Source organism: Chitinilyticum litopenaei DSM 21440 (genome assembly GCF_000428145.1).
GTDB lineage: Bacteria > Pseudomonadota > Gammaproteobacteria > Burkholderiales > Chitinibacteraceae > Chitinilyticum > Chitinilyticum litopenaei.
This window is the reverse complement of record NZ_ATZJ01000034.1, coordinates 1-20,750: the sequence shown is the minus strand read 5'-3', so window position 1 is coordinate 20,750 and position 20,750 is coordinate 1. Positions and strand designations below refer to the sequence as shown.

General features: G+C 56.4%; 18 protein-coding genes. 15 read left to right on the top strand and 3 right to left on the bottom strand.

The annotated features are described in order from the left end of the window. The first annotated feature begins 23 nt into the window (after positions 1–23). The 4 genes from C515_RS0112625 to C515_RS0112610 are packed head-to-tail and all read left to right on the top strand — an operon-like array spanning position 24 to position 5,825. Positions 24–752 (top strand): hypothetical protein, encoded by a 729-nt coding sequence (locus tag C515_RS0112625; protein ID WP_211234052.1) that lies wholly within the window; start codon positions 24–26, stop codon positions 750–752. Further along, a complete protein-coding gene (locus C515_RS0112620) occupies positions 749–2,674 on the top strand; it encodes a TnsB C-terminal domain-containing protein (RefSeq protein WP_028455833.1) in 1,926 nt (641 codons plus the stop codon). Before C515_RS0112625 ends, C515_RS0112620 begins: the two co-directional genes overlap by 4 nt. A 2-nt stretch (positions 2,675–2,676) precedes the next feature. After that, positions 2,677–3,627, top strand: a complete 951-nt coding sequence (locus C515_RS20905; protein ID WP_043649410.1) for a TniB family NTP-binding protein — start codon at positions 2,677–2,679, stop codon at positions 3,625–3,627. Further along, positions 3,624–5,825 (top strand): TniQ family protein, encoded by a 2,202-nt coding sequence (locus tag C515_RS0112610; protein WP_028455832.1) that lies wholly within the window; start codon positions 3,624–3,626, stop codon positions 5,823–5,825. The genes C515_RS20905 and C515_RS0112610 overlap by 4 nt, the downstream gene beginning before the upstream one ends. On the opposite strand, the gene C515_RS0112605 is transcribed toward C515_RS0112610, so the two are convergent. Further along, positions 5,794–6,033 carry a helix-turn-helix domain-containing protein gene (locus tag C515_RS0112605; RefSeq protein WP_018749717.1) on the bottom strand — a complete coding sequence of 80 codons (240 nt, stop codon included), beginning with the start codon at positions 6,031–6,033 and terminating at the stop codon, positions 5,794–5,796. The genes C515_RS0112610 and C515_RS0112605 overlap by 32 nt on opposite strands. A 77-nt stretch (positions 6,034–6,110) precedes the next feature. On the opposite strand from C515_RS0112605, the gene C515_RS0112600 reads away from it, so the two are divergent. From C515_RS0112600 to C515_RS0112590, 3 genes are read left to right on the top strand one after another with little or no spacing between them, the layout of a single operon-like run. Continuing rightward, positions 6,111–6,428 carry a hypothetical protein gene (locus tag C515_RS0112600; RefSeq protein ID WP_018749718.1) on the top strand — a complete coding sequence of 106 codons (318 nt, stop codon included), beginning with the start codon at positions 6,111–6,113 and terminating at the stop codon, positions 6,426–6,428. Positions 6,429–6,459: 31 nt separating this feature from the next. Beyond that, entirely contained in the window at positions 6,460–7,038 is a 579-nt protein-coding gene (locus C515_RS0112595) for a 3'-5' exonuclease (RefSeq protein WP_028455831.1), read from the top strand. Beyond that, the gene (locus C515_RS0112590) at positions 7,023–7,643 is read left to right on the top strand and encodes an HAD family hydrolase (RefSeq protein ID WP_028455830.1); all 621 of its coding nucleotides are present in this window, start codon (positions 7,023–7,025) and stop codon (positions 7,641–7,643) included. The genes C515_RS0112595 and C515_RS0112590 overlap by 16 nt, the downstream gene beginning before the upstream one ends. On the opposite strand, the gene C515_RS0112585 is transcribed toward C515_RS0112590, so the two are convergent. Next, entirely contained in the window at positions 7,637–8,554 is a 918-nt protein-coding gene (locus C515_RS0112585) for a WYL domain-containing protein (protein ID WP_051304906.1), read from the bottom strand. The two genes, C515_RS0112590 and C515_RS0112585, sit on opposite strands and share 7 nt — an antisense overlap. A 294-nt stretch (positions 8,555–8,848) precedes the next feature. On the opposite strand from C515_RS0112585, the gene C515_RS0112580 reads away from it, so the two are divergent. The 6 genes from C515_RS0112580 to C515_RS23580 all read left to right on the top strand — a co-directional run bounded on the left by C515_RS0112580 (position 8,849) and on the right by C515_RS23580 (position 17,829). Continuing rightward, positions 8,849–9,082 carry a DUF2188 domain-containing protein gene (locus tag C515_RS0112580; RefSeq protein ID WP_028455828.1) on the top strand — a complete coding sequence of 78 codons (234 nt, stop codon included), beginning with the start codon at positions 8,849–8,851 and terminating at the stop codon, positions 9,080–9,082. After that, positions 9,079–9,300 carry a hypothetical protein gene (locus tag C515_RS0112575; protein WP_028455827.1) on the top strand — a complete coding sequence of 74 codons (222 nt, stop codon included), beginning with the start codon at positions 9,079–9,081 and terminating at the stop codon, positions 9,298–9,300. Before C515_RS0112580 ends, C515_RS0112575 begins: the two co-directional genes overlap by 4 nt. A 321-nt stretch (positions 9,301–9,621) precedes the next feature. Continuing rightward, on the top strand, positions 9,622–10,992 hold the full coding sequence (locus tag C515_RS0112565; RefSeq protein ID WP_028455825.1) for a hypothetical protein: 1,371 nt from the start codon (positions 9,622–9,624) through the stop codon (positions 10,990–10,992). Further along, positions 10,989–11,792, top strand: a complete 804-nt coding sequence (locus C515_RS0112560) for a hypothetical protein (protein ID WP_144290451.1) — start codon at positions 10,989–10,991, stop codon at positions 11,790–11,792. The genes C515_RS0112565 and C515_RS0112560 overlap by 4 nt, the downstream gene beginning before the upstream one ends. Then, entirely contained in the window at positions 11,789–16,708 is a 4,920-nt protein-coding gene (locus C515_RS0112555) for a coiled-coil domain-containing protein (RefSeq protein ID WP_144290450.1), read from the top strand. Before C515_RS0112560 ends, C515_RS0112555 begins: the two co-directional genes overlap by 4 nt. Further along, entirely contained in the window at positions 16,705–17,829 is a 1,125-nt protein-coding gene (locus C515_RS23580) for a hypothetical protein (RefSeq protein WP_144290449.1), read from the top strand. The genes C515_RS0112555 and C515_RS23580 overlap by 4 nt, the downstream gene beginning before the upstream one ends. Before the next feature lie 87 nt (positions 17,830–17,916). Here C515_RS23580 and C515_RS0112550 read toward each other — a convergent pair whose 3' ends face one another. Then, positions 17,917–19,119, bottom strand: a complete 1,203-nt coding sequence (locus C515_RS0112550) for a Fic family protein (protein WP_211234051.1) — start codon at positions 19,117–19,119, stop codon at positions 17,917–17,919. 156 nt (positions 19,120–19,275) lie between these two features. Here C515_RS0112550 and C515_RS0112545 point away from each other — a divergent pair, with 156 nt between their 5' ends. After that, positions 19,276–20,490, top strand: a complete 1,215-nt coding sequence (locus C515_RS0112545; RefSeq protein WP_028455821.1) for a hypothetical protein — start codon at positions 19,276–19,278, stop codon at positions 20,488–20,490. A 60-nt stretch (positions 20,491–20,550) separates the two neighbouring features. Then, positions 20,551–20,750 (top strand): transposase (locus tag C515_RS0112540; protein WP_028455820.1); only part of this gene is annotated, 200 nt, incomplete at its 3' end.

Genomic DNA, 20,750 nt, shown 5'->3' with positions numbered 1-20,750 from the left:
GCGCGTTTTCTTCGGGAGACACCATGCTTTTGCAGCACGGTGCTGGCATACCTTGCCAGCAGTTACTTCACGCCTCGGATGAGGGTGCCCGGCCGATACTTGCCCAGATCGATGCCGCATTTCGGCATTCTCCTTCCGTCGCCAATACCCTGCATGGGGTTCGGCGTATCCACCAAGGCGCACGAGGACGGAGCACCTCGCTGTTCCCCAGCCGCAAATCGGGCGGTGCGATTCCGCTCGAAAGCAAGCTGGAGCTGGCCTACGCGGCCGTGCTAGAACGCTCGCCAGCGGTACTGCGCTATCGCACCCAGGCGGTTCACATCCCATTGCCAGCAGGGCAGTCGGCTTTCCCCGATTTTCTGGTTGAGTTGGTGGATGGTGGCTTTGAGCTACACGAGGTGAAGCCATCGATAGCCCACCTATCCCGAGCGTATCTGGACCGGTGTGAGCTGATTAGCAGCGTGTTGCAATCGGCGCAGGTGCCTTTTCGGCTGGTGGATACAGCGCAACTTCCAAATCGGAAGCACTTGGAATGGCTGCTGCAGCGCTACGTGCGCGGTCATCTACAGGTATGGACCGCCGCCCAAGTCCAATTGGGCGCGGAAGTGCTGACTGCATTTCAGCCGACTTCGCTTGTGCAGGCCCATCGCCATCTAATCGAAGCCGGCTTTCCGGCGCAGTTAGCGGACTACTTGGCCTTCCATCGGCACTGGCACGCGCCGGAGGAAATCGAGCTGGAGGGCATGCTATGACCGCAGCTGTCATCGATCCCCAGGTCGGCCTGCGCTTCGAGTTACATGGCGCCGAGTTTGAAGTCGTCTTCGTGGCCCGAGGCATGGTTCGCTACGCCGCTACGGCGGGCGGTCGCCAGCACAAGATGCCCTTGGCTGACTTCGCTGAACTTGTGCGCACCAACAAGATAGAGGTGAAGGGCGATTCGGTGCGACGTACTGTCCATGCGCACAATGCGCCGGCACTGGTTCGCAAGCATCGTTATGTGGAGGCAGTGCTGCGCCAGCTGCCGCACCCCACCGCGCGCCAAGCCCTTAATGCCGTGATCCAGCAGGTTGCCGCTGAGCTGAATGATCCAACCCCACCCACTGACAGGGCTGTCATTTATTGGCTTCGTGCTTTTGAATTGCACGGCGAACAGGGCTTGCTCAGGAAGAGGGGGTCAGGAAATTACACCCTGCAATTCGATCCCGAGGTCGAGCTGCTGATCAATGAGGCGATACAGCAAATTTATTTGAAGCCTGAGCGCTCCAGTGCGGTCGATATTCGCAGCTATGTGGTCGGCAAATTGGCTGCTTCGGGCTTGTGCTCTGCATTCCACACCGACATTCGCGTGCCGACGTTGCGTTCGATTCAGCGCCGGCTCAAGCAGCTTGACCCCTATGTCGTCGCCCGCGCGCAGCGCGGTGAGCTTGCCGCGAACCGAATTGCCCGTGCGGCAGGCAGAACACGTCGAGCGGGCGCACTGCTCTCGGTTGTTGAATTGGATACCCACCAACTGGACATCCAGGTCGTCGATCCGGATACCGGGGAGGTGTTAGGGCGGCCGTACCTGACTTGCCTGTTTGATATGTGTACACGTGCCGTAGTGGGCATGCATATCAGCCTGTACCCGCCGAGCGCTGCAACGGCCTTGGCTGCATTGCGCGACATGCTGACCCGACCGAATCGCGGCCTGCCGGGCGGTGTTGCGATCATTATCGTCCCCGACAACGGGGTTGAGTTTAAGAACACTGCGTTTATGCGCGTCTGCGAGGCGCTGGCGATCATCCTCTCGCCAGCACAAATCAGAGACCCCAATGGCAAGGCGCATATCGAGCGTTTCTTCTACATCCTGACCCGAGGGTTGATCCAGAAGCTGGCTGGGACGACCTTCTCGAACCCGGTAGCGCGCGGTGAATACGACTCGGCCAAGCACGCGTGCCTGACGCTGAATCAAGTGGCTGACCTGATCGAACAATGGGTCAACGAGGTGTATCACCAGACCGTCCATAGCCGCACCGGCCGCGCACCAATTCTGGCTTGGGAAGATCTGGCCAAGGAGATCGCACCGCTCGCGCTTTCGGCTGAGGATGTCGATGCCCTGGCACGACGGCCGGAGATGCGGACCATTCAGCGTGGCCGGGTGCAGGTCGATAACATCGAATATTTTTCGCATGCCTTGGCAACACTGGAAACGCAAGGGTTGGATCGGGTCACCGTGCTGGTCAACGATCTGAACCTGCACTCGGTGTTAATTCAGCATCCCGCCGAAAAAGACACCTTCATCCTCGCCGAATCGACCGATCCGGAATACACGGTCGGGCTCGATTGCTATATGCACGCCGAGTCGAAGCGCATCAAAAAGTCGTTTTCACAGGCCGATCTCAAAAAGCTTGGCCCTAACGCGAATGCCCTGGCTCGCGCTCGATTGCTGGAGGAGATCCATAGCGCCAGCCAAATCGGTAAAAAACGCCTGCGCAAGCTCACCAATGGCCAGGGGCGCGAGGCCAATGCGCTGCAACAACAGACTCAGATGGCAGAAGCAAAACCAAGCCGTCCAGCTGTGGCAGCGCCCAGTCCCGTCATCCCAACGCCCGCATTGCCCAGCCCCAAGACCGCCCACCTCGTTGTAGCGGACACAACTGATGTGCCATATACCGCGTTTGAGCTGGAGTGGTGAATATGCAGACTACCACTACACTCCAACGCGTTGCGCTGCTCGATAAGGTGGTCATTCCACATCCTTCCTGGGCGCAGGCTATGCAGGGCATTCAGGACTGCGTCGCGAAATCCGAGGTCTATCGCGAGCCAGTGGGCAGTCTGCTCCTGGCGGATGGTGGCATGGGTAAAACCACCGTCTGCCGCGCCATCCTGGCCCAGATGCCCAGTACGACCAAAGTCGAACAGCGGCTGGAAAAGACCCTCATCCCAGCCTTCTATGCAGAGGTGCCATCACCCGCAACCGTCAAAACGGTCGCCGCCAGTTTGCTGGCCAGACTGAATGATCCGAGTCCATTGGCGGGAAATACGGCACAGATGACTCAGCGGCTCTGTAGGCTGCTGGGTGCGTGTGAAACGAAGCTGGTGCTTCTGGATGAGTTTCACCATCTGTTCGATATCCGCAAAACCAGCACGCGAATCAACAGCAACGTCTGCAACTGGATCAAGTCCTTGGTGAATGAAACCAAGGTCACGTTCTGCTTGGTCGGCTTGCCTCAGTTCGCTCCGATCCTTGCCATCGACAGCCAGCTTGCACGACGTTTTCCACTGGAATTTTCGCTACCACCCCTACGGGTTGGGACGACAGCCGAACCTGGGGCGTTGCTGCTCTTCCTCGCCCAGATCAAGCACACCCTGCTGCACAAGCTGCAATTTCAAGCTGTGCCGCATCTGGATCGGCACGATATTGCCCTGCAAATCTATGCCGCAACGGGCGGCTCCCCGGCGTTCGTCATGGCCCTGGTCAAGGAGGCCGTGCGCTTTGCACTGGACGCGCAATCCAACCAGCTCACGCTGGAGGATTTTGTCTTGGCTTGGGATGCCGGCATTACGGCAAAAGCCAGTCTGAGCCGGGACAACCCGTTCAAGGGTTCGCCGGCGACGCTTGCAGCCGCGCTGCGGGAGGGTAGATGAAAACCTACCCCATCCCGGTTCGACCGCTTCCCTACGAAGACGAGTCTCCAGCCAGCCTGCTGATCCGTGCCGCCGAGGCCAACGGCCATGCTTCGGTCTATCAGTTGCTCTCGCAAATCTGCACTGTCTCCAGCGAGGAGGCGTTGATCGCACACTGGGCTGATCCCAAACGGTATCGCCAGTTAGTGCAGGCCCTTGGGCTTGGCGAGCAGGCAGCTGATTTGGCTTGGCTGCGCGCCGGGCCTACCTCGCGTAGCCCAAGACTGTTCAGGTCGCTACCCGTCACGGATTCGCTGTTCGTGCTCGACGGCACCCGATTCTGCCCGCTGTGCTTGGGTGAATCGCCGTATTGGCGGCGGCAATGGTCCATCTTGCCCTTTGCCGGCTGCATTGCTCACCGTTGCCTGCTGTTGGACCGGTGCACCGCTTGCGGCAAAGCCTTGAGCCCCGGCCGTGGCGGCTTGCGACGCTGCAATCACTGCCAAGCATCGCTGACCACGATGAAGGCCGCTCGGATCAAGCCATTCCCCTTGTTTGCCCTGGAATCGCTGTTTGAGCAGAACAACGCTGCAGCAGTGACCAGTGTGCTGAGCTTCTGGGAAGCGTTGCGCCAGTTCGACGGCCGGGGCGACGCACCGCAAGTGGCGTTTGACCGGCTCGTGATGGCAGTCGCCTGGTTCAGCGACAGTCCTACCATCGTTGACCAGCTTGCGGATCAGCTAGCCCAAGGCAAGACAACGCATCCCCGCATCCGCATGCTGCCGTTTTTGACTGCTGATCCTGCCATCGCCGAGTGGGCAGAGCAGGTACTGAATAAAGTGTCGTGCGTGGAATGGCAATACACCCCCGGTCGACCTGTCGCAGGGGCGCTGACCAAGCGGGAAGTGTGTGCCGTGCTGCGCGTCTCGGCGGCGGAGTTGGCGACCTTGATCCGAACTGCCGCGTTGCCATGGCCAGCAGCAGGAGGGCGACAGCCCAAAATCCCGCTCGGCCAGATCGAGGCCTATTTGGATCGCCAACGCGTACCCGATGCTAGGCCGGATATTCGAAGTGATCAAAGCGAGCTCGTTGCCGACGACGGCTGGCTCGATGTGACCATGCTGGGCTCGCGCTGGCAGGTGCACCCCGAGGTGATCCGCTCACTGATTGCAGCGAAATGGCTCCCTGGCCGGAATCGCACCGTTAACCGCTGCCGCAAGATGATGGTCTCACTCGATAAGGTCAGTCTCTTCGAGCAGCAATTTGCGTTGGTCGGTACCTTGGCGCGGGAGTGGGGCGTCAACGCCACGAATCTCGCGGAGAAACTCAAAAGCCTGGGTATCAAGGCCATCGGCGGCCCCGGCATTGATCGGGTTCTGACTTCCCTGTTCAAGCGAGCCGATGTTGCTCGCGTAGATGCGGAGATGCTGCGGACCATCACGCAATACCCCACCCGCACCGGCCGCAAGCGTAAAGCAGACCACCAGTGCAAAGCCCAACCCGACGGGATCGCGACAGCAGAGGTCGCGGAGCTGCTGGGGATCAGCACGCAGCAGGTCGCCGTACTGCTGCGCCGAGGCATATTAAAGCGCACGGCACAGATTTATCGTCCCGCCCGTGTTGAGCGCGATTCCTACTGGAAGCTCGCGCGCACCCTGCAGCGTAATGATCTGCTGTCAATCGATGCCGCCGCCGAGCTGCTCGGTGTGGGCGTTCCGTGGTTCCGTTCGAACTGGGTGATCACCGGCATCATCAAGGTGATCGATCTCGGTATTTGGCGTTTCGTGACCCGTGAGGATGTCGAGACGGTCAGGCAGCTGCGCGGGAGGTATCTCACCGCGACGGAGGCCGGACGGATGCTGGGCATGCACCGCACGCACATGCTCAACCTGGAGAAGCAGGGGCTGGTGCAGCCGCACCGGTTTGGCAAGAACAAGCAGCTGCGTCTGTATCAGCGCGATGCAGTACGGGAACTGGTACGGCAACAGCAAGTGGCTTCAGATCACACGGCAGAGGAGCGCTCTCGCGACAAAACCTCTTCACTTGGACAAAACGGGCACGACTGGCTGCCATTACCCGATGAGGACGCTGTAAACGGCGGACCACCGCGTTTGACGTGGGAATCATTTTGGGAGGGGAAGCTGGAGGGCTGGGAAGAAGTCGAGCCCGCAGTGCAAGCTGCTGAAGCTAGACCTGCCACCAAGCCAGCTGGGTCATGAACTGATGCGGCGGTGTTTTCAGCGCATGCAACCAGTCGGCCAGCTCAACCACGTCCAGACGGCGGTCGAGGTTTTCCACCTTGGCGACATAGGACTGCGGCTTGTCGAGCAGATCGGCAAGCTGGGTCTGGGTCGTGCCGCGCGCTTCCCGCAGCGCAATAAGCTGCTCGATAAACTGCCGGTAGCGCGGATCGTGGATGGACTTCATCCACGCATGGGACCATTCAGTCTAAAATATCCCAAAATAGGATATTTGGACGATTTGACCCCCTAGGAGGACGAGGTATGGCTTTCCATCGCATCGGCGATTCGGTTTACTCCGACGAGGAGCTGCGCGCGCACAACGAATCCACCATGAACATCCTGGTGCCGGCCGTGGTGACGGCAATCGGCATCTATTTCCTGCATGGCTGGCTCAGCCCAATGGCGTACTTCATGGTGCACACCACGACCGCCAAGGTGATCTATCTGGTGTCCGGGCTGATTCTGTTCTGCCTGGGCTACACCTTCCGCAAATTGATCGTGGCGTTGGTGGCTCTGCTGGTGGTGGTGGGGATTTTCTTTTTGATGGGCGCAATCGTCTGGCAATGGCTGAGCGCATGAGTGCAATCACCAGAAGAAGAGGGGGCTGAATGTGATCCTGGTGATCGACCTGGAAGCGACATGCAGTAACGACGGGGCTATCCCGCCGCATGCGATGGAGATCATCGAGATTGGTGCGTGCTGGGCCGGGGTGGATGGCCGCGTCGTTGACCAGTTCCAATCGTTTGTACGCCCCATCGAACGCCCGGTGCTCACGGAGTTCTGCACCCAACTGACCGGTATCCAGCAACAGGACATCGACCCTGCGCCGACCTTTGCCGAGATCAGCGAAGCGTTGAAGGCATTTGCTTTGCGGCACGCCCAAGCCGAATCGGTGTGGATGAGCTGGGGTGCCTATGATCGCAAGCAGATCGATCTTGAGATCGCCCGTCATGGCATCGCGAACCCGATTCCCTTGCCGCACATCAACGCCAAAAAGCAGTTCACCAAGCTACAACGGGTAGGCAAGGAGGTCGGGATGTCGCGCGCGCTGACCATCTGTGGGTTGGAATTGCAGGGTGCACATCATCGGGCATTGGACGACGCACTCAACATCGCCCGAATGCTGCCGTGGATCACCGGTGACCGATTGCTCAGCGACGAGAGAAAGCCAGTATGGCGACCGTACTGAAGCCCATTCGGGCGGTGGTGTTTGATGTCTATGGCACCCTGGCGGAAATCCGGGATCGCCGCGCACCATTCAAGCGGCTGCTACGCTATGCCGAGGAACAGGGGCGAGAGCCGCAAGCGGATGATGCCGCGCTGGTCATGGCACAACGCGGCAGTCTTCCAGAGGTGGCTGCCCGACTCGGCGTTTCCCTGCCGGAAGCGTTGTATCAGCAGTTGGAAGCTGATCTGCAGGCTGAGCTATCGAGCATTCGGCTGTTCGATGACGTCAACGGCACCTTGGCGATGCTGCGTGAGCGTGGACTCAAGCTTGCGTTGTGCTCAAACCTCGCAGAGCCTTACGCTGCGCCCATCCTAGCTCAGCTTGGCCTACCTCTCGACTGCTACGTTTGGAGCTTCGAAGTCGGGGCGATCAAGCCGGACTCGAGAATCTATGCCTATGTGCTGCAGCGACTGGGCTGTGTCGCTGAAGAGGTACTTTTTGTGGGTGATTCAGTCGAGGCAGACTTGGCGGGGCCTACGCGGGTCGGTATGCAAGCCCTGCTGATTGAGCGAGGGCAGCCACTAGCACTTCAAGTCATGATGGGCGAGCTCAACGTGCATTACTGAGTGCGGGACGGCGCCTTATACCCCGGCGCGAGCTCCGCCGTCTCGACGCCATAAAGGACTAGCGGGTCACGCAGCCACAACCGAAAAGCTTTGTCGGCCAGCTCATGGTTTGTGGAGCAGTCAACATGCCAATGGCGAAGGATGTACCCAACCATGGCCGCCCGTGCTTTCAGACGCAGCATGCCGTCTTGCATGCCGTAGTCCTTCTCCGCAATTTCCGGGTATTTCTTTCCCGGATGGGGGACAAGCTCCAGTTCAACAATCCGGTTCCATTGGATGTCCTGCGAACTGCACTCATGGCCCTCAACTTTGTCATCAGTCAGCTCGATAGCTTGGTCGATTCGGCTGATGACGAAATCCAAGAATCGTTGGCGATTCCGGTCATAGGCTCGTACGTGCCATCGAAGCCCGTCCGTCACCATCGCAAACGGCACGATTGTTCGCTCAGTTGTACCGCTGGATGTGGACGTGTAGGTGATCCGTACTGGGTTTTTTCGATGGATTGCTCGGGTGACAGGGGCTAGCACATCAAGCCGCGGGCGATTCAGCGAGGCCGGCACTTCACAAGAGATTAGAGGGCCCGTGGCAGGACCAAGCCCATCCCCGAAGCCTTGAGACAGTGCTGTGAGTACCCGTTCTACAGAGTGCTCAAAGGCAGGAACAAAACTGTCAGTGATCACATAAGTCTTGGTTGCCCCGTCGAGGCGGAGGTTGGCAGGCAATAGCTCCTTATAGAGTGCAAAGTCACGCGTAGCGCCGGCCGGAGCAAGACCGAAGCGGGTCATGACATCGGCACGACTCACATCCCCAAGGAAGTACAGCCGGAATTCAATGAAGGCAAGGCGTTCTCGCTGAGTTTGGCTGAGCCCTTGCAATGCTGCCAGGGGCGAATGATTCACATGCTGTTCCATGGCCCGAATTCTGGTCGCAGCCTCTTTCAAAGTCAAACAATGATCTATTGACATCATCAAAATGATGATGTTTAATCATCTTACGTCGCATGTGCGGCTATAATTTGGAGAGACAACCATGGCAAAGAATCCACCTGCTGGAGATGGGCACCGCATCGGTGCAGTGCGTGATCGCAGCCAAACTCAGACTCCTTCTGGGCACTGGGTGAAGCGCGACACGGATACTGGCCGCTTCATGGATGTGAAGACGTCAGACAAGACCCCGTTCAAGGGTGTTCGTAAGGAGAAGTAGAAATGGCAAATCGCAACAATGTGCACATCGTCCAGCGTGGCGATAAATGGGGGACGCTGCGAGAAGGCGGTGAACGCGCCAGCGACCTGTATGACACCCAAGCCGAGGCGATCGATGCCGGTCGAGAGATGGCTCGTTCGGGGCAAGGTGAGCTGCTGATCCACGGGCGAGACGGGTTGATTCGTGCTCGTGATTCGTATGGGAATGACCCGTGCCCTCCGAAGGACCAAGCATGATTAAGTTGGCGCTGAAAGGGCTTGGGAAGCAGGAGCTTACAAAAGCGATTACTGCTGCCGCGGAGAAGCAAATCACGGAGGTGGCCCGTCGTGCAGCGGCGCCACATGGTGGGGTCCGGTTGCGGTTTAAGCATAAATCGGATGGATCAGTGGCTTCCGTTGATTTCGAGGGTAGTGAAAAGGCGATTCTGGCAGCCCGCAACGCATTGGGGGCATAGCATGCCGTACTGGCTCGAAGAGTTTCTTATTGTTCTTGCATTCTCTAAGCGAACTCAGTGGGCGCTCCTACTGGGGGTGGTCGGGTTTATTTCGATACTCCTGGCAGGAGCTTATTTTGTGAATCAAATGAATTTTCCCGAGATAGCGGCTCCGTCTGCTGAACTGATAAAGCGCTTGATTTTGCAACGCTATGAGAGCACCGCATGGGGTGTCCTATTCAGCTCCGTTTTGCTTGCAGTGAGGTGTTACATCAAAGACAGGAAGCGTCTTTTGATGTGAGCTTCATCGGAGGCTGCACTAAGCGATAACGTGGGTCATTTATGCTAAAGCTAGATTTCTCCCCTCTGCTAAAAGCGACCGCAAGGTTGCTTGATCTTCATGACTCCCGGCGAGCCAGCGGAGAGTCGCCCCAGTATCAAACAGAAGAAAGACCCGGCTTGGGGGACGGCATCTACCTCGCCCTCGCACAAGAAATCCTCGATGTTTTGCAGGGGCTGGGTACGACGTCGGGAGACGAGTATTCCTCCCTGTCCGCCATTCAGGAGGCTGTCCGTGGAAGGCTTGATTGGGCTGTAGATGTTGACGTCGAATATGTGCTCAATGTCCTTTCGCGACCGACGGAGCTGAGATTGCTACACAGCTACGATGGTGCGCCTGCACACGTCATTGGAGACAAAGATACTGCTCTTGTTGAGAAAGCAGTCCATGTCGTGGAGTTCAGGCTCTCTCGGGTTGGCAAGACCGCTATTGCACTAGCGTCGGACACTTTAGACATTATGGACATCGCCTATATCGAAGGTGATGTGACGAAGTTGATCCGAGCAATTGAAGCAGGTCGTCTGAGTTCTGCTTTGGTTTTCGTTGAGCGGCTTCTAATGCAGTTACGCTCAGAACAACTCTCCCTAACAGCCTTGATTGAGCAGGCATCGGGGGGGCGAAAGTCACGGCCAGATGTAATCGCGGATCTGGATGTTCACCGCGAGACCATGCGCCGAGCTGTGGAGCTGGTCGAGGAGGCTCGATTGGCTGTGGATGCGCTAATCAGACGAGATGTGCCCATTGAGGATGACGTTCCGGTAGGTCTGATTAAGGCCAAGGTCAAGGAGCTGTCTGGTGGCATTGTGCGATATGGGCGTGAGCTCACGCGCCTGGCCGAAGTTTCGATGCATGGTCTCCAGTCTTCGGTGCAGGCTCCTTCGTTTCTCGATCTCGCCCGGCAGTGGGCCAAGAAACCACCAGCAGTCACCCAGATCGATCTGGTCATTTCCATGTTGGGACCTGCCATTGCTTCTGGAGTCCTGCCTGCAGGGACCGACTTCACCGGCTTGGTCAAGGCGCGGGTTCAACAGCCGACCTCAATACAGAGCATTTCCATTGAAGAGTTCGAAGTTCCTAGAGATGACAGGTTTCTGGAATGGCTGAGGCTAAATCAGCCATTGCTGGAGCAACGACTTCAAAATGGGGGGCTGGACTTGCTCGAGGCCCTTCGTGAAGGTCTAGGTGAATTCGATCAGGTAGCGGCGCTCAACTGCCTCGTGACAGCGCTGACAGCCCCAGATGAGTGGGTCAATTATCCCGTTGCGGTAATGCTCAATAGATCACTTTCTCGATCCCATCTCCCAGAGCTTGAAACTTTGACATCCAGTCTGTTGCTTAAGCGAGCATCGAATGAAGTCAGCGAGGACTCATGACACCTTATGAAATGGGCCGCATCAGCGCTTTTTTGATCAAATATCGAAAGATTGAGGATAAATCTGACAGGAGAAGTCTGCAGCGAGACGAAAAGGACCTTGCCGTGATTCTCCGTGAGGCCTCTATTGAGAACATGAGGGATCTCGAGGAGTTGATGAGTGGACAGGGTTTCTCATTAATTACGCTAAGTAGCTTCGATGTGCCTGGAATTGGACACGGGGCGCGGGTCTATCTACTCGCACGTCGCGCGGACAGCCTTTGCCCATTACTAGATATGGGGCGACTTGCCGAGCGCATGGATTCCGCAAGCGGTCGTGCAACAGCTGCCAAGATCTGGTTTACCCAGATTTGGCTGATTCACCTGGATTTACTTTATACGCAGCGAGATCGCGGGCCACATGAGCGACACAAGTGGCTAGACGCCACTTTCACCAGGGAAATGCTGGAACAGAGTGTTCGGGAGCATATCAATGGATTTGTCCGCAGGCTCAATCCTGCCGAATTGGCCAGCAGTGATGTCTACGAAGTCCTGACTTCGGAGAAAGGCGCAGACATCGCACGCTATACCAAGCGTTTCCTGGATCTGATGTGCGACGGAGGCATGCTGGATGAGCGCAGCGACGCCGTATATCGGCAGTCGCTGCTGTCCGCGGTCGAAATCAAGGAGAACTTCGACCGTACGCTGGCGCCTTTGATGGTCGTAAGCAGTGATCGTCCTTCATCGGTGCCCATTGCCCCCTTGGGTCATAACCTGATGACCAGACCCGATGATAACGAGATGCAAGGGAGTGAACTGTGAGCCTGATATCGCGCCTGGAAGTCACCAATTACCTCACCGAAGGCATCAGTGCGCATCGACGCGCGGCTGACTGGAAGCCAATGCTTACCGGCATCACGCTTCGTATGGATGGTGGCAAGTCGGCACTGGTTAACATCACCAACGGCGGCGGCAAGACTTCTCTGGTTGAACTGCACCTGTATCTCCTGAGTCGCGACGCCCGACTGCTCAAACAAATCCGGGAGAAGGTTGCACCTAAGAGCCGCGGGTACACACATGCGAGGATCGAGTTCTGGAGCCCGCCTGAGGACAACTTTGTGGCTCCCAGCCTGCTAGAAATCGATCCTCAGAATCTGCTTGGCGAGACTCATGTGATCGGCGTAGCGCTTAACGACGACGCTAACGAGCAGCCAATCTTCTATTCATACAGCGGCAGGCTGGAAGACTCGCCGTGCTACATCTACGACGGCAAGACTATTGCCTCTGTTCCTGACAGTGAGTTTGTCGCACGGACTAAGGCTCTACGCGGCTGCAAATGGAACAAGTTCACCAGTCGACGCGAGTGGGAGGATCACATCCGCTTGTTTTTGCCCGTGGAAGTGATTCGCCGAAACGTGGTTTACCAGCTCAAGGGATCGGACGACAAAAATGCGAGCTTCTTTCAATTCACTCCGAGACCCGGGGAGTCCTTCGACGGCGCCTTTTTTCGGTCGGTCGTAGCGCCTGATTTGCTGAGCAACTTGTTGAGTTCATTTTCAGAGGAAGATGAATCCGCAGTGGAGGACACCCTTCTAAAAAGTCTTACACGTATCGTTGATGCTGAGCGAGAGATCGTGCGCAAGGAGCGGCGCCTGAAAATTCGCGAAACGGGTATTGAGCAGCTCCGACCGATCATGGAGGCCGGCGCCGCAGCACAGGCCCTGAAGGGCCAGCGCGATGCGGTTTTACGTAGCTTGCGCAAGGACATCACATTCTTGAGGCACTTTGGTGCTCAGGAAGGGCCATGCGCCATGCCTGGGATTCCGCGTCGTATACCCAATCTTAGAGAGCAGGATCCTCGTATTCTCGTCGCCCTCAAGGGAATGGTCATTACTCGTGACGACGGCATCCTATTGCTGGACAAGGCCTTAAGTGAGCTGAGCGGGATCGACGTCAGCAAGATTAATGAGGTTGCAAATCGTAAATCTCATCTGACGCCCACTCCTAGAAAGCAAGTAATTGATTTAACTTGCGATTTCGGATTTTCCTCATCAGGTGTGGCCGGCGGAGGTCATTATCGTAAGGGCTATCCCAAAGATTCCGCTTTGGCAATGCCTGACGACATCGCCGGAATTTCCGGGGCAAAGATCGCTGGACTCAAGGAGGTCCTGGCATGTGCTTTTGACTTGGCTGAGAAGCAGATCGATACCAATCCGGCTGCCCAACGTGTACGACAGCTGCAGGCGAGCGCAACGCAGCAGAAGGAGAGCCAGGCCACGGCGCTAAACCAGGTCGTTGGGCTCCAAGAGTCCATTAAGCAACTTGACCTTCAAATCAAGGATCGCCAGGAAAACCAGGGTGCCTGGGAGGACTTCGTCAAGATTGGCCATCTCTTACCCGATGAGCATCGATCGGAGCCGAACTCCGCGAAGAATTGGATTAGCGGTCAGCAATTCACACTGCAGATAACGATCGCTGAACGCAACGTCCGGCGAGGCCGACTAGCAGCGGCTTGGGAAACCTACACTGCTGTGCTGGAGCACCATGGGCTTGAAGGATTGGAAGGAGCTAAGGCTCGATATGGACACCTAAAGACGCAAAAGGCTCACATCCGGGAGGAATCCACAAGGATAGGGAAAGCTATCGCTGAGGCTGGAAAGTTGCATACCCAACTTCGCAACCAGCATCACCCTCTGAGTGCACAATGCGCCCAAGCTAATAGTCAACTCGCCAAGTTCGATCAGCACGCGCAGGGTCTGGCTCTGTACGGGCGGTTATTTGGCTCTACTGACCCAACGACGGTGGACCCCCTTCAGGATTTGTCCAAGGCTTCGACGACGGTACAGAAAAAGCAGCTCGAAATCCAAATACTCAATGAAGAGTCCAGCGAACTTGCGTCGCTCAAGAGCCAAGCATACTTATTTGCTGGCCTGTTTGGGGATGGGGCGGACCCGATAAACTGTGATCCGCAGGGCGAACTGGCAGTTGCCAACATCAATTTGATAGCCGCGCGCGAGTCTATGGCTGTACTGCGGGCATCCAAAGAGGCGATTGAGCAGTTTCAGGACGCCCATCCAGACATCAGGCCTGCGGACTGGTTGGCCACGGCGGACGAGAATCGTGGCCGTCTTACCTTGTCCCAGCAAGAACTCGCGAGGCGCGAGAGCGAACTCTGCAAAGAGTTGCAGGCTCTTGAACAGATGCGGTCGGTTGAAGATGGCGCCTTTGAGCAGGCTTGGGCCATTCTTGATGCCGGTGGACTATCTGTCCAGCGGTTGCACCAGGTGGTTCTGGAAGAGGATTTGGAGCTGAACCTTCGCAATGACATCCTCAGTGCATTGTCTGGGATGCTGTCGGCGCCAGTGTTCGACACGCTAGAGGACCTCAAGTTGGCCGCTGGAACATTACAGGCCGCTAGCGTCGCCGTTCCGTTGATCCTGCGCAGCGAGCTGTTTAGGTCCATTGAGCAGGGTGTCAGCTGCGATGGGGATACTCGTCTGATCGGGTTCATTGGCGGTAACACATCGCGCCGAGTCCATATTCTGCTGGATGCTGAATTTGCTGCAGCAGAGCACACACGCATACAAGAAGAGCTCGTTGAGATTCAGGGTCAGATCAAGGAAGTTATCGAGGCACTGTCGAAACTCAATCCTAGTGGACAGAACTATCAGCTTGCAATGCGGGCTAAAGAGGCTGCTGATCACCGAGCTCGGGAGCGATACCTGGACATAGAAGGTGATGCACACCGTCTTGAAATGCAGATCAACCGACTCATGACGCAGAACACGCCGCAGGCATTGGAGGTGCTGGGATGTGCCAGAGCCTTCATTACCAAGGGGGGGGATGCCCGTCTTGAAGCGATCTCTGAAATCTTGCCTCCTTTGGAGGCTGAGCTCGGAACGCTGTTTGAGGCTGAGGGCAAGGCGAAAGAGCGTGCTTCACAGCAGGCCTTGAATGCCAGAGACGATGCACGCGCATACCAGCGATTGGGTGGCCTTGCGGAGCACGAGATTATACGGAATCTCAGCGCGAAGCTGACCGGTGAGCTTGAAGGGCTGGATAGCGAGATCGCCGAGGCAGCGGTCACTCTGGGGAACTTAGGCGATCAACAGGCTGAGATTGCGAGGCAGACTCAGGCTTTTGAAGATGAGGGGGGATCAAGTGAACTTGCTCGGCACGAGGTCGCCATTGGGTTTGCTGGGAATGCCGACAACCTCGATTTCATGTCTACCTTTGCTGTCGTTCAGGATGCTATCAACGACGACCTCAAACGGCTAATCGACGCATCTCGCGTAAATTTCGAGCGAGCGAGTTCCTTCAAGGCGAACCAGGATAAGAGCGATCAGGCGTTACAGGCAGAAATCGACCAAAAGCATCGAGAAGTCGAAAGGCTCAACGATATCGCGTCTAAGGCAGGTAGTGAGTGGCGCCGCATCATTGATGCTGAGATCCCTGCGTGGTCACGGCTAGCGAAGTCCATTCACGAATTGGCCTACGAAGTGGGCAGTCGGGTTGCCCGCACCCGAAGCATTGCTGAGCAGGCACGCGAGCTTGAAGAAGGCGACGCGATACCGGAGGTTCATTCTTCCTTTGGCACAATGCATGCACTCATCCAGTGCCTGCACGGCGCTCAGTTGGAGGCCTACGGTCGGCAGGTGGATGAGGTCGATAGAGTTGCCCAGGCCATTCAGGAAATGAATCTTGAGGATGCTATTAAAGAGCACAAGGAGATCGCCTCACAGTATGCAGCTGCCTTGAGAAAGTACACCGACCTCAATGCTTCCTTCTGCGCGGCTGCCGATGATCCGGCGGACTCGTCGGCAACTGCCTTCAACACGCTCGAAATCGACGAAATCAGGAAGGCCACACCGGAGACCATGACTGCGCTCATGAGCCTCTTCGAACAATTGCAGGCCAGCCTGAACAAAGAAAGAGGCGAGGCTCAACAAGCCAAGCGAGTCGCAGAGGAAACTAGTGAGGACACGCTGGCTCAGCTTACGCAGCTAATCGTTAGTGCAGAGGACAACTTGTCAATCCTGAACAAGGTGATGAAAAAGTATCCCAATGGACGCTTCCATTTCCAGACTCAGATTAATAAAGACGAAACGGTGTTCGACCTGATCAATGACCTGAAGGATGAAGTCGAGCTAGCGACAAGGGAGACAGATTCCAAGTCACGATCCATCCGGCGTACCGATGAAACACAACTCAAGCGGCTGCTTAGGGACAAGCTGATCCAGTGCGTATTCACCAACACCTCTGTTGAGTTCGTTAATGCCGGCATTTGGGGTGGCAAAAAAAGCCATGTATCAGAGAAACTATCCACCGGACAGAAAATCGCCTTGGAGTTTATGTGGATCGTGCGGCAGGCAGAGTACGAGATCGAACGGGGTCTGCTGGAGATGACGAGCACACAGGCTGCTAAATCGCGTTCAAAAGCCAATCGTGTCATCTTGATTGATGGCATCTTCAGTACGCTTTCTGATCGTAAGATCATTGGCGAGGCCTTGAATGGCTTGCGCGATCTAGGTGGAAACTTCCAGATACTCGGCTTCCTTCACTCGCCTACCTGGACTAACGATTACACAGTTTTCCCGGTCTATCACGTGGGTAAGAAGCTGACGAACAATGCCGGTGACGGACTAGTGTCTTTCATGGAGCATGGCCGTGAGGCTGGCACCGTCGGGTTCTTTTCTTCGATCACTCGGACGTCAACGGTCGAGGTCAGTGGCGCATGATGAGTTTTAACCCCTGCTTTACAGACGAAGCCACCGCCGTGCTTGTAGAGCTGCGCAAGTTGGCAAGTGCAAGCGGTAAGCTACGTATTTCGTCGTGCATGCCCAAGCTGGCAAGTTCGCTCGGATTACCCCGTGTATTGCTTGATGAGGCGATCAGAGATTTATATCGTGCCGGCCTACTCAGTTACCAAGCGGACAGCCGAGACCTTCCAGTGTCCGGATATCTCTTAGTCTCGCCTGAATCATTGGTCGTCGATCCGCATAAGGTTGCGTGGCAGCAAGCACTAGAAGCTGCCGGTGTAGCTCCCGCCGCTATTGTCGATTTGTCTGGGCTATCTACTGCGCTTAATGGGATGGGATTGGAGGACCTGAATGCCTTGGCTCGTTGTTTGCAACGTCTGGCAGAGGCGAACTCGACCGCTTTTGACGATGCAGGATTTAATGTCAGTGCACGTCATTTAATGGGTAGTTCGAAAGTACTATCGATGATGTCCGGGCGTATGATGGATGCCCTTGGGTTGCCATTACGTATGCAGAATTCTTCTCCCCGATACGTAATCTGCGCTGGACCACCACATCCAATTGCTACACTACTGATTGAAAATCCAAGGGCGTTTGAAAATGCTGTACGTAGCGAGCTGTCGCAAGAGGTCGCACTGATTTGTACATACGGCTTTGGTCTAAGTTACCTTGGGCAGGAGCGTTTGCACACTACAGGTGCTTCGGATCACGACCGGCCAATCATGATCGTTCGAGGAGGTTCTCCCCCACAACTCAATGATTTGCTGCGAGCTAACCAAGTATTCTTTTGGGGTGACTTGGATTTGGCTGCAATCAACATATACAGGGCTCTCAAGCGAACTATGCCACAGCTGCAAATGAGCCGGATTTACGAGGCAATGTTGCCGATGATTGCTGATTCCGATCGCTCGCATCCGTATATCGATATTTTCGACAAGAGTGGTCAAGTAAAGAGTTTAGCGATCGATCCATCAGAATCTCTCTCTCTGGACCCTGTATGCGTATTCCTTCGACAAGCGTGTCAGACGAGAGCTGTCGATCAAGAGGTTGTATCCGATTCGGCAATTCGACTACTTGGATCACTTCCTTTTAATGTCTAACTTCCCGAGGATTGCTTGTCATCATTAGGCGAGTACAGATACCAATCTTTCTGATTTTTTATTCTACCTAATGCTCGCGACTGTTGCTCAGTCGGCCTTTAACTCATAGCTGGTACTACGCCCCCCAGAACCGGAGCGTTGCAGCACACCTTGCTCAAGCAGCTGGTTGATATCTCGCAGCGCAGTATCGGAGGAGCATTTCGCCAGCGCGGCCCATTTGCTGGTGGTGAGCTTGCCTTCAAACCCATCCAGCAGGCGGTTGAGCACCTTGATCTGGCGTGCGTTCAAGGGAGTGCCTTGCTGCCGCTGCCAGAATCGGGCCTTGACCAGCACAGCATCCAGCATCCCGTGGGCGTGGTTTATCGCTTCGTCGAGCATCTGAAAGAACCACAGCAGCCACTCAGTGACTTCAAGCGTACCTTTCTGCGTGCGCTCCAGCATATCGTAGTAAGCCTTGCGCTCGCGCTGGATCTGCGCGGACAAGCTATAGAACCTCTGTGGGCTGCCATCGGCACGGGCCAGCAGCAGATCGCCAATTGCGCGGGCGATGCGGCCGTTGCCATCATCGAACGGATGCAGGGTAACAAACCATAGATGGCCCAACCCAGCGCGGATTAAGGCCGGCTCTGTGGCCTCGGGGTCATTCAGCCAGGATAGAAAGCGCTCCATTTCTGATGCCAGGTACTCTGCAGGCGGCGCTTCGTAATGCACCTTTTGGCGCCCGACTGGACCTGACACCACTTGCATAGGCCCATTAGCGTCATCCCGCCATGTACCGGTGCTGATCTTGGTAAGGCCGGAATACCCAGTTGGAAACAGCGCCGCATGCCATGCGAAGAGGCGTTCTGTGGTGAGTGGGCGAGCACTGTTGGTCGTGGCGTCGAGCACCATGTCCACGACCCCCTCAACATGGCGATCAACAGGTGCGAGCGAGCCGATGTCCACCCCTAGACGGCGGGCGATGGAAGAACGTACCGAAGCGACGTTCAGGTGTTCGCCCTCGATCTCGCTGGTCTTGAGGACGTCATCCGTCAGCGCAACCAAGCAGGCCTCATCGCGCAGGCCAAAGCCTATATCGGCTAATCGCCCCAGCAGCAGCCCTTGCGCATGGCTGACCCGTGCCATCGGCTCTGCCAGCACCGCCAGGTCGTAGCGCCAGCGAGGCCAGTCGGAAGCCTGCCAGATGTAGAGATAATCGCCGCCATTCATGCGGTGATTATGGTGGTCATTCACCGCGCAGGCAAGCCATTCACCGCAAAAAAGGCGTCGAATGAAGGTGGCGCGTCGCAATGATGGGGCTTCCAGATATATTGGGCTTTGCTGATGCAAAGTGCTTGAATACACTGGTTCTGGCATTAGAAGACTGACTTGAGGTGAAAACCTTATAAGTCGCACTTGAGGAGGGCCCCAGACGGCCCGTGTGGAAATGACGTCAGGGGTATGCGAATGGCAGAAATCGCAATGGATTCCCAAGGGAAGCCGGTAGAAGGACAACCAGAAGCGGCTCAGCAAGAGGTCGTTCGTGAACTGAAAATCGAGGCAACACTCGCAGCCAAGCTGAACTTGGCTGATTTCCAAAACGCTGTCCCCCTCATCCGAGAACTTCGCGTCATCAGCACGTTAGAGCGGGATTCGAAAGCGCTCGAAGTCGTTCTCGAAGCGATCCCCGCCTTTGTAAGGCCACGAACTTGGCGTTTGGACTCGGTCGGAGCAGGTCAGACCTATCGACTACAAGATCTAGATGTTCAGCTAGACGGTGTTTTGTTTAGTCGCTTGACCGAGGCTGAGCAGGCAACGGTAACAATCACCCTCCGGCACGTTGAGGCTGAAGCTCCCGATCTGCCTGTCACGGTGAGCAAGGCGGTAGAGCTGTTGCCCCGAAATCAATGGGGTGGCATTGCATACATGCCGGATATGGTTGCGGCCTTCGTCCAGCCGAACGAGCCCGCGATTGATCGTCTGTTGAAGAAGGCGGCGGATGTACTGAGAGAGCACGGAAAAGATGCCGCCCTGGATGGATACAAGGGTGGGGCAAAGCGAGCCTGGGAGCTTGCATCGGCGATTTGGGGTGCAGTTGTGGCCATGAAGCTCGACTATGCGCTGCCGCCAGCAAGCTTTGAGCACACTGGTCAGAAGATTCGTTCTTCTGGGCAGATTGCCGACTCTGGGCTTGCCACCTGTCTCGATCTTGCGTTGCTGTTTTGCTCCGCCATCGAGCAGGCAGGGCTAAACCCCATTCTCATATTTACGCGAGGACACGCTTTCGCCGGCGTATGGCTAAAGGCGGAAGAGTTCTCAACAGCGGTCGTTGATGATGTAACCGCATTGCGTAAACGGGTAAAGCTTAAGGAGTTGGCGCTTTTCGAGACGACGCTCGTTACGCAGCGTCCGCCCGTAAGTTTTCTGTACGCCACTGAGCATGGCGCGGGCCAGATCGCAGAAGAAAAAGCAGAGTCTTTTGAGCTGGCGGTTGATGTTCGTCGAGCGCGACTCCAACGTATCAAGCCCCTTGCAAGTACCGACGCTCAAGTTGTCGCAGCACAGACAGAAGCACCTGAATCAAGTGGCGAGGCGCCTTTTGAGGAGGCGCCTGAACTGCCGGATGAGGATGATGACATTCAGGATGTTGCGTCCTTGGATCCCAAGGATCGTTTGGCGTGAGGTTGACCGCGAATTTCGGATACCAAGCGTAGCCAGATAAACTGGCATACGGAGGTATCGATGTACAAAATCCCGAAGCAGAGCTACACCACCGAGTTCAAGCAAGAGGCGGTCCGTCTGGTCGAGGCCGAAGGCAAATCCCCCGCTCAGGTCGCCCGCGAGCTGGGCATTTCCGAGCAGACACTCAGCAACTGGCGCAAAGCCAGCAAGGCGGGAAAACTGGCCGCCGGCACCGGCAAGGCGATCACGCCCGAGCAGAT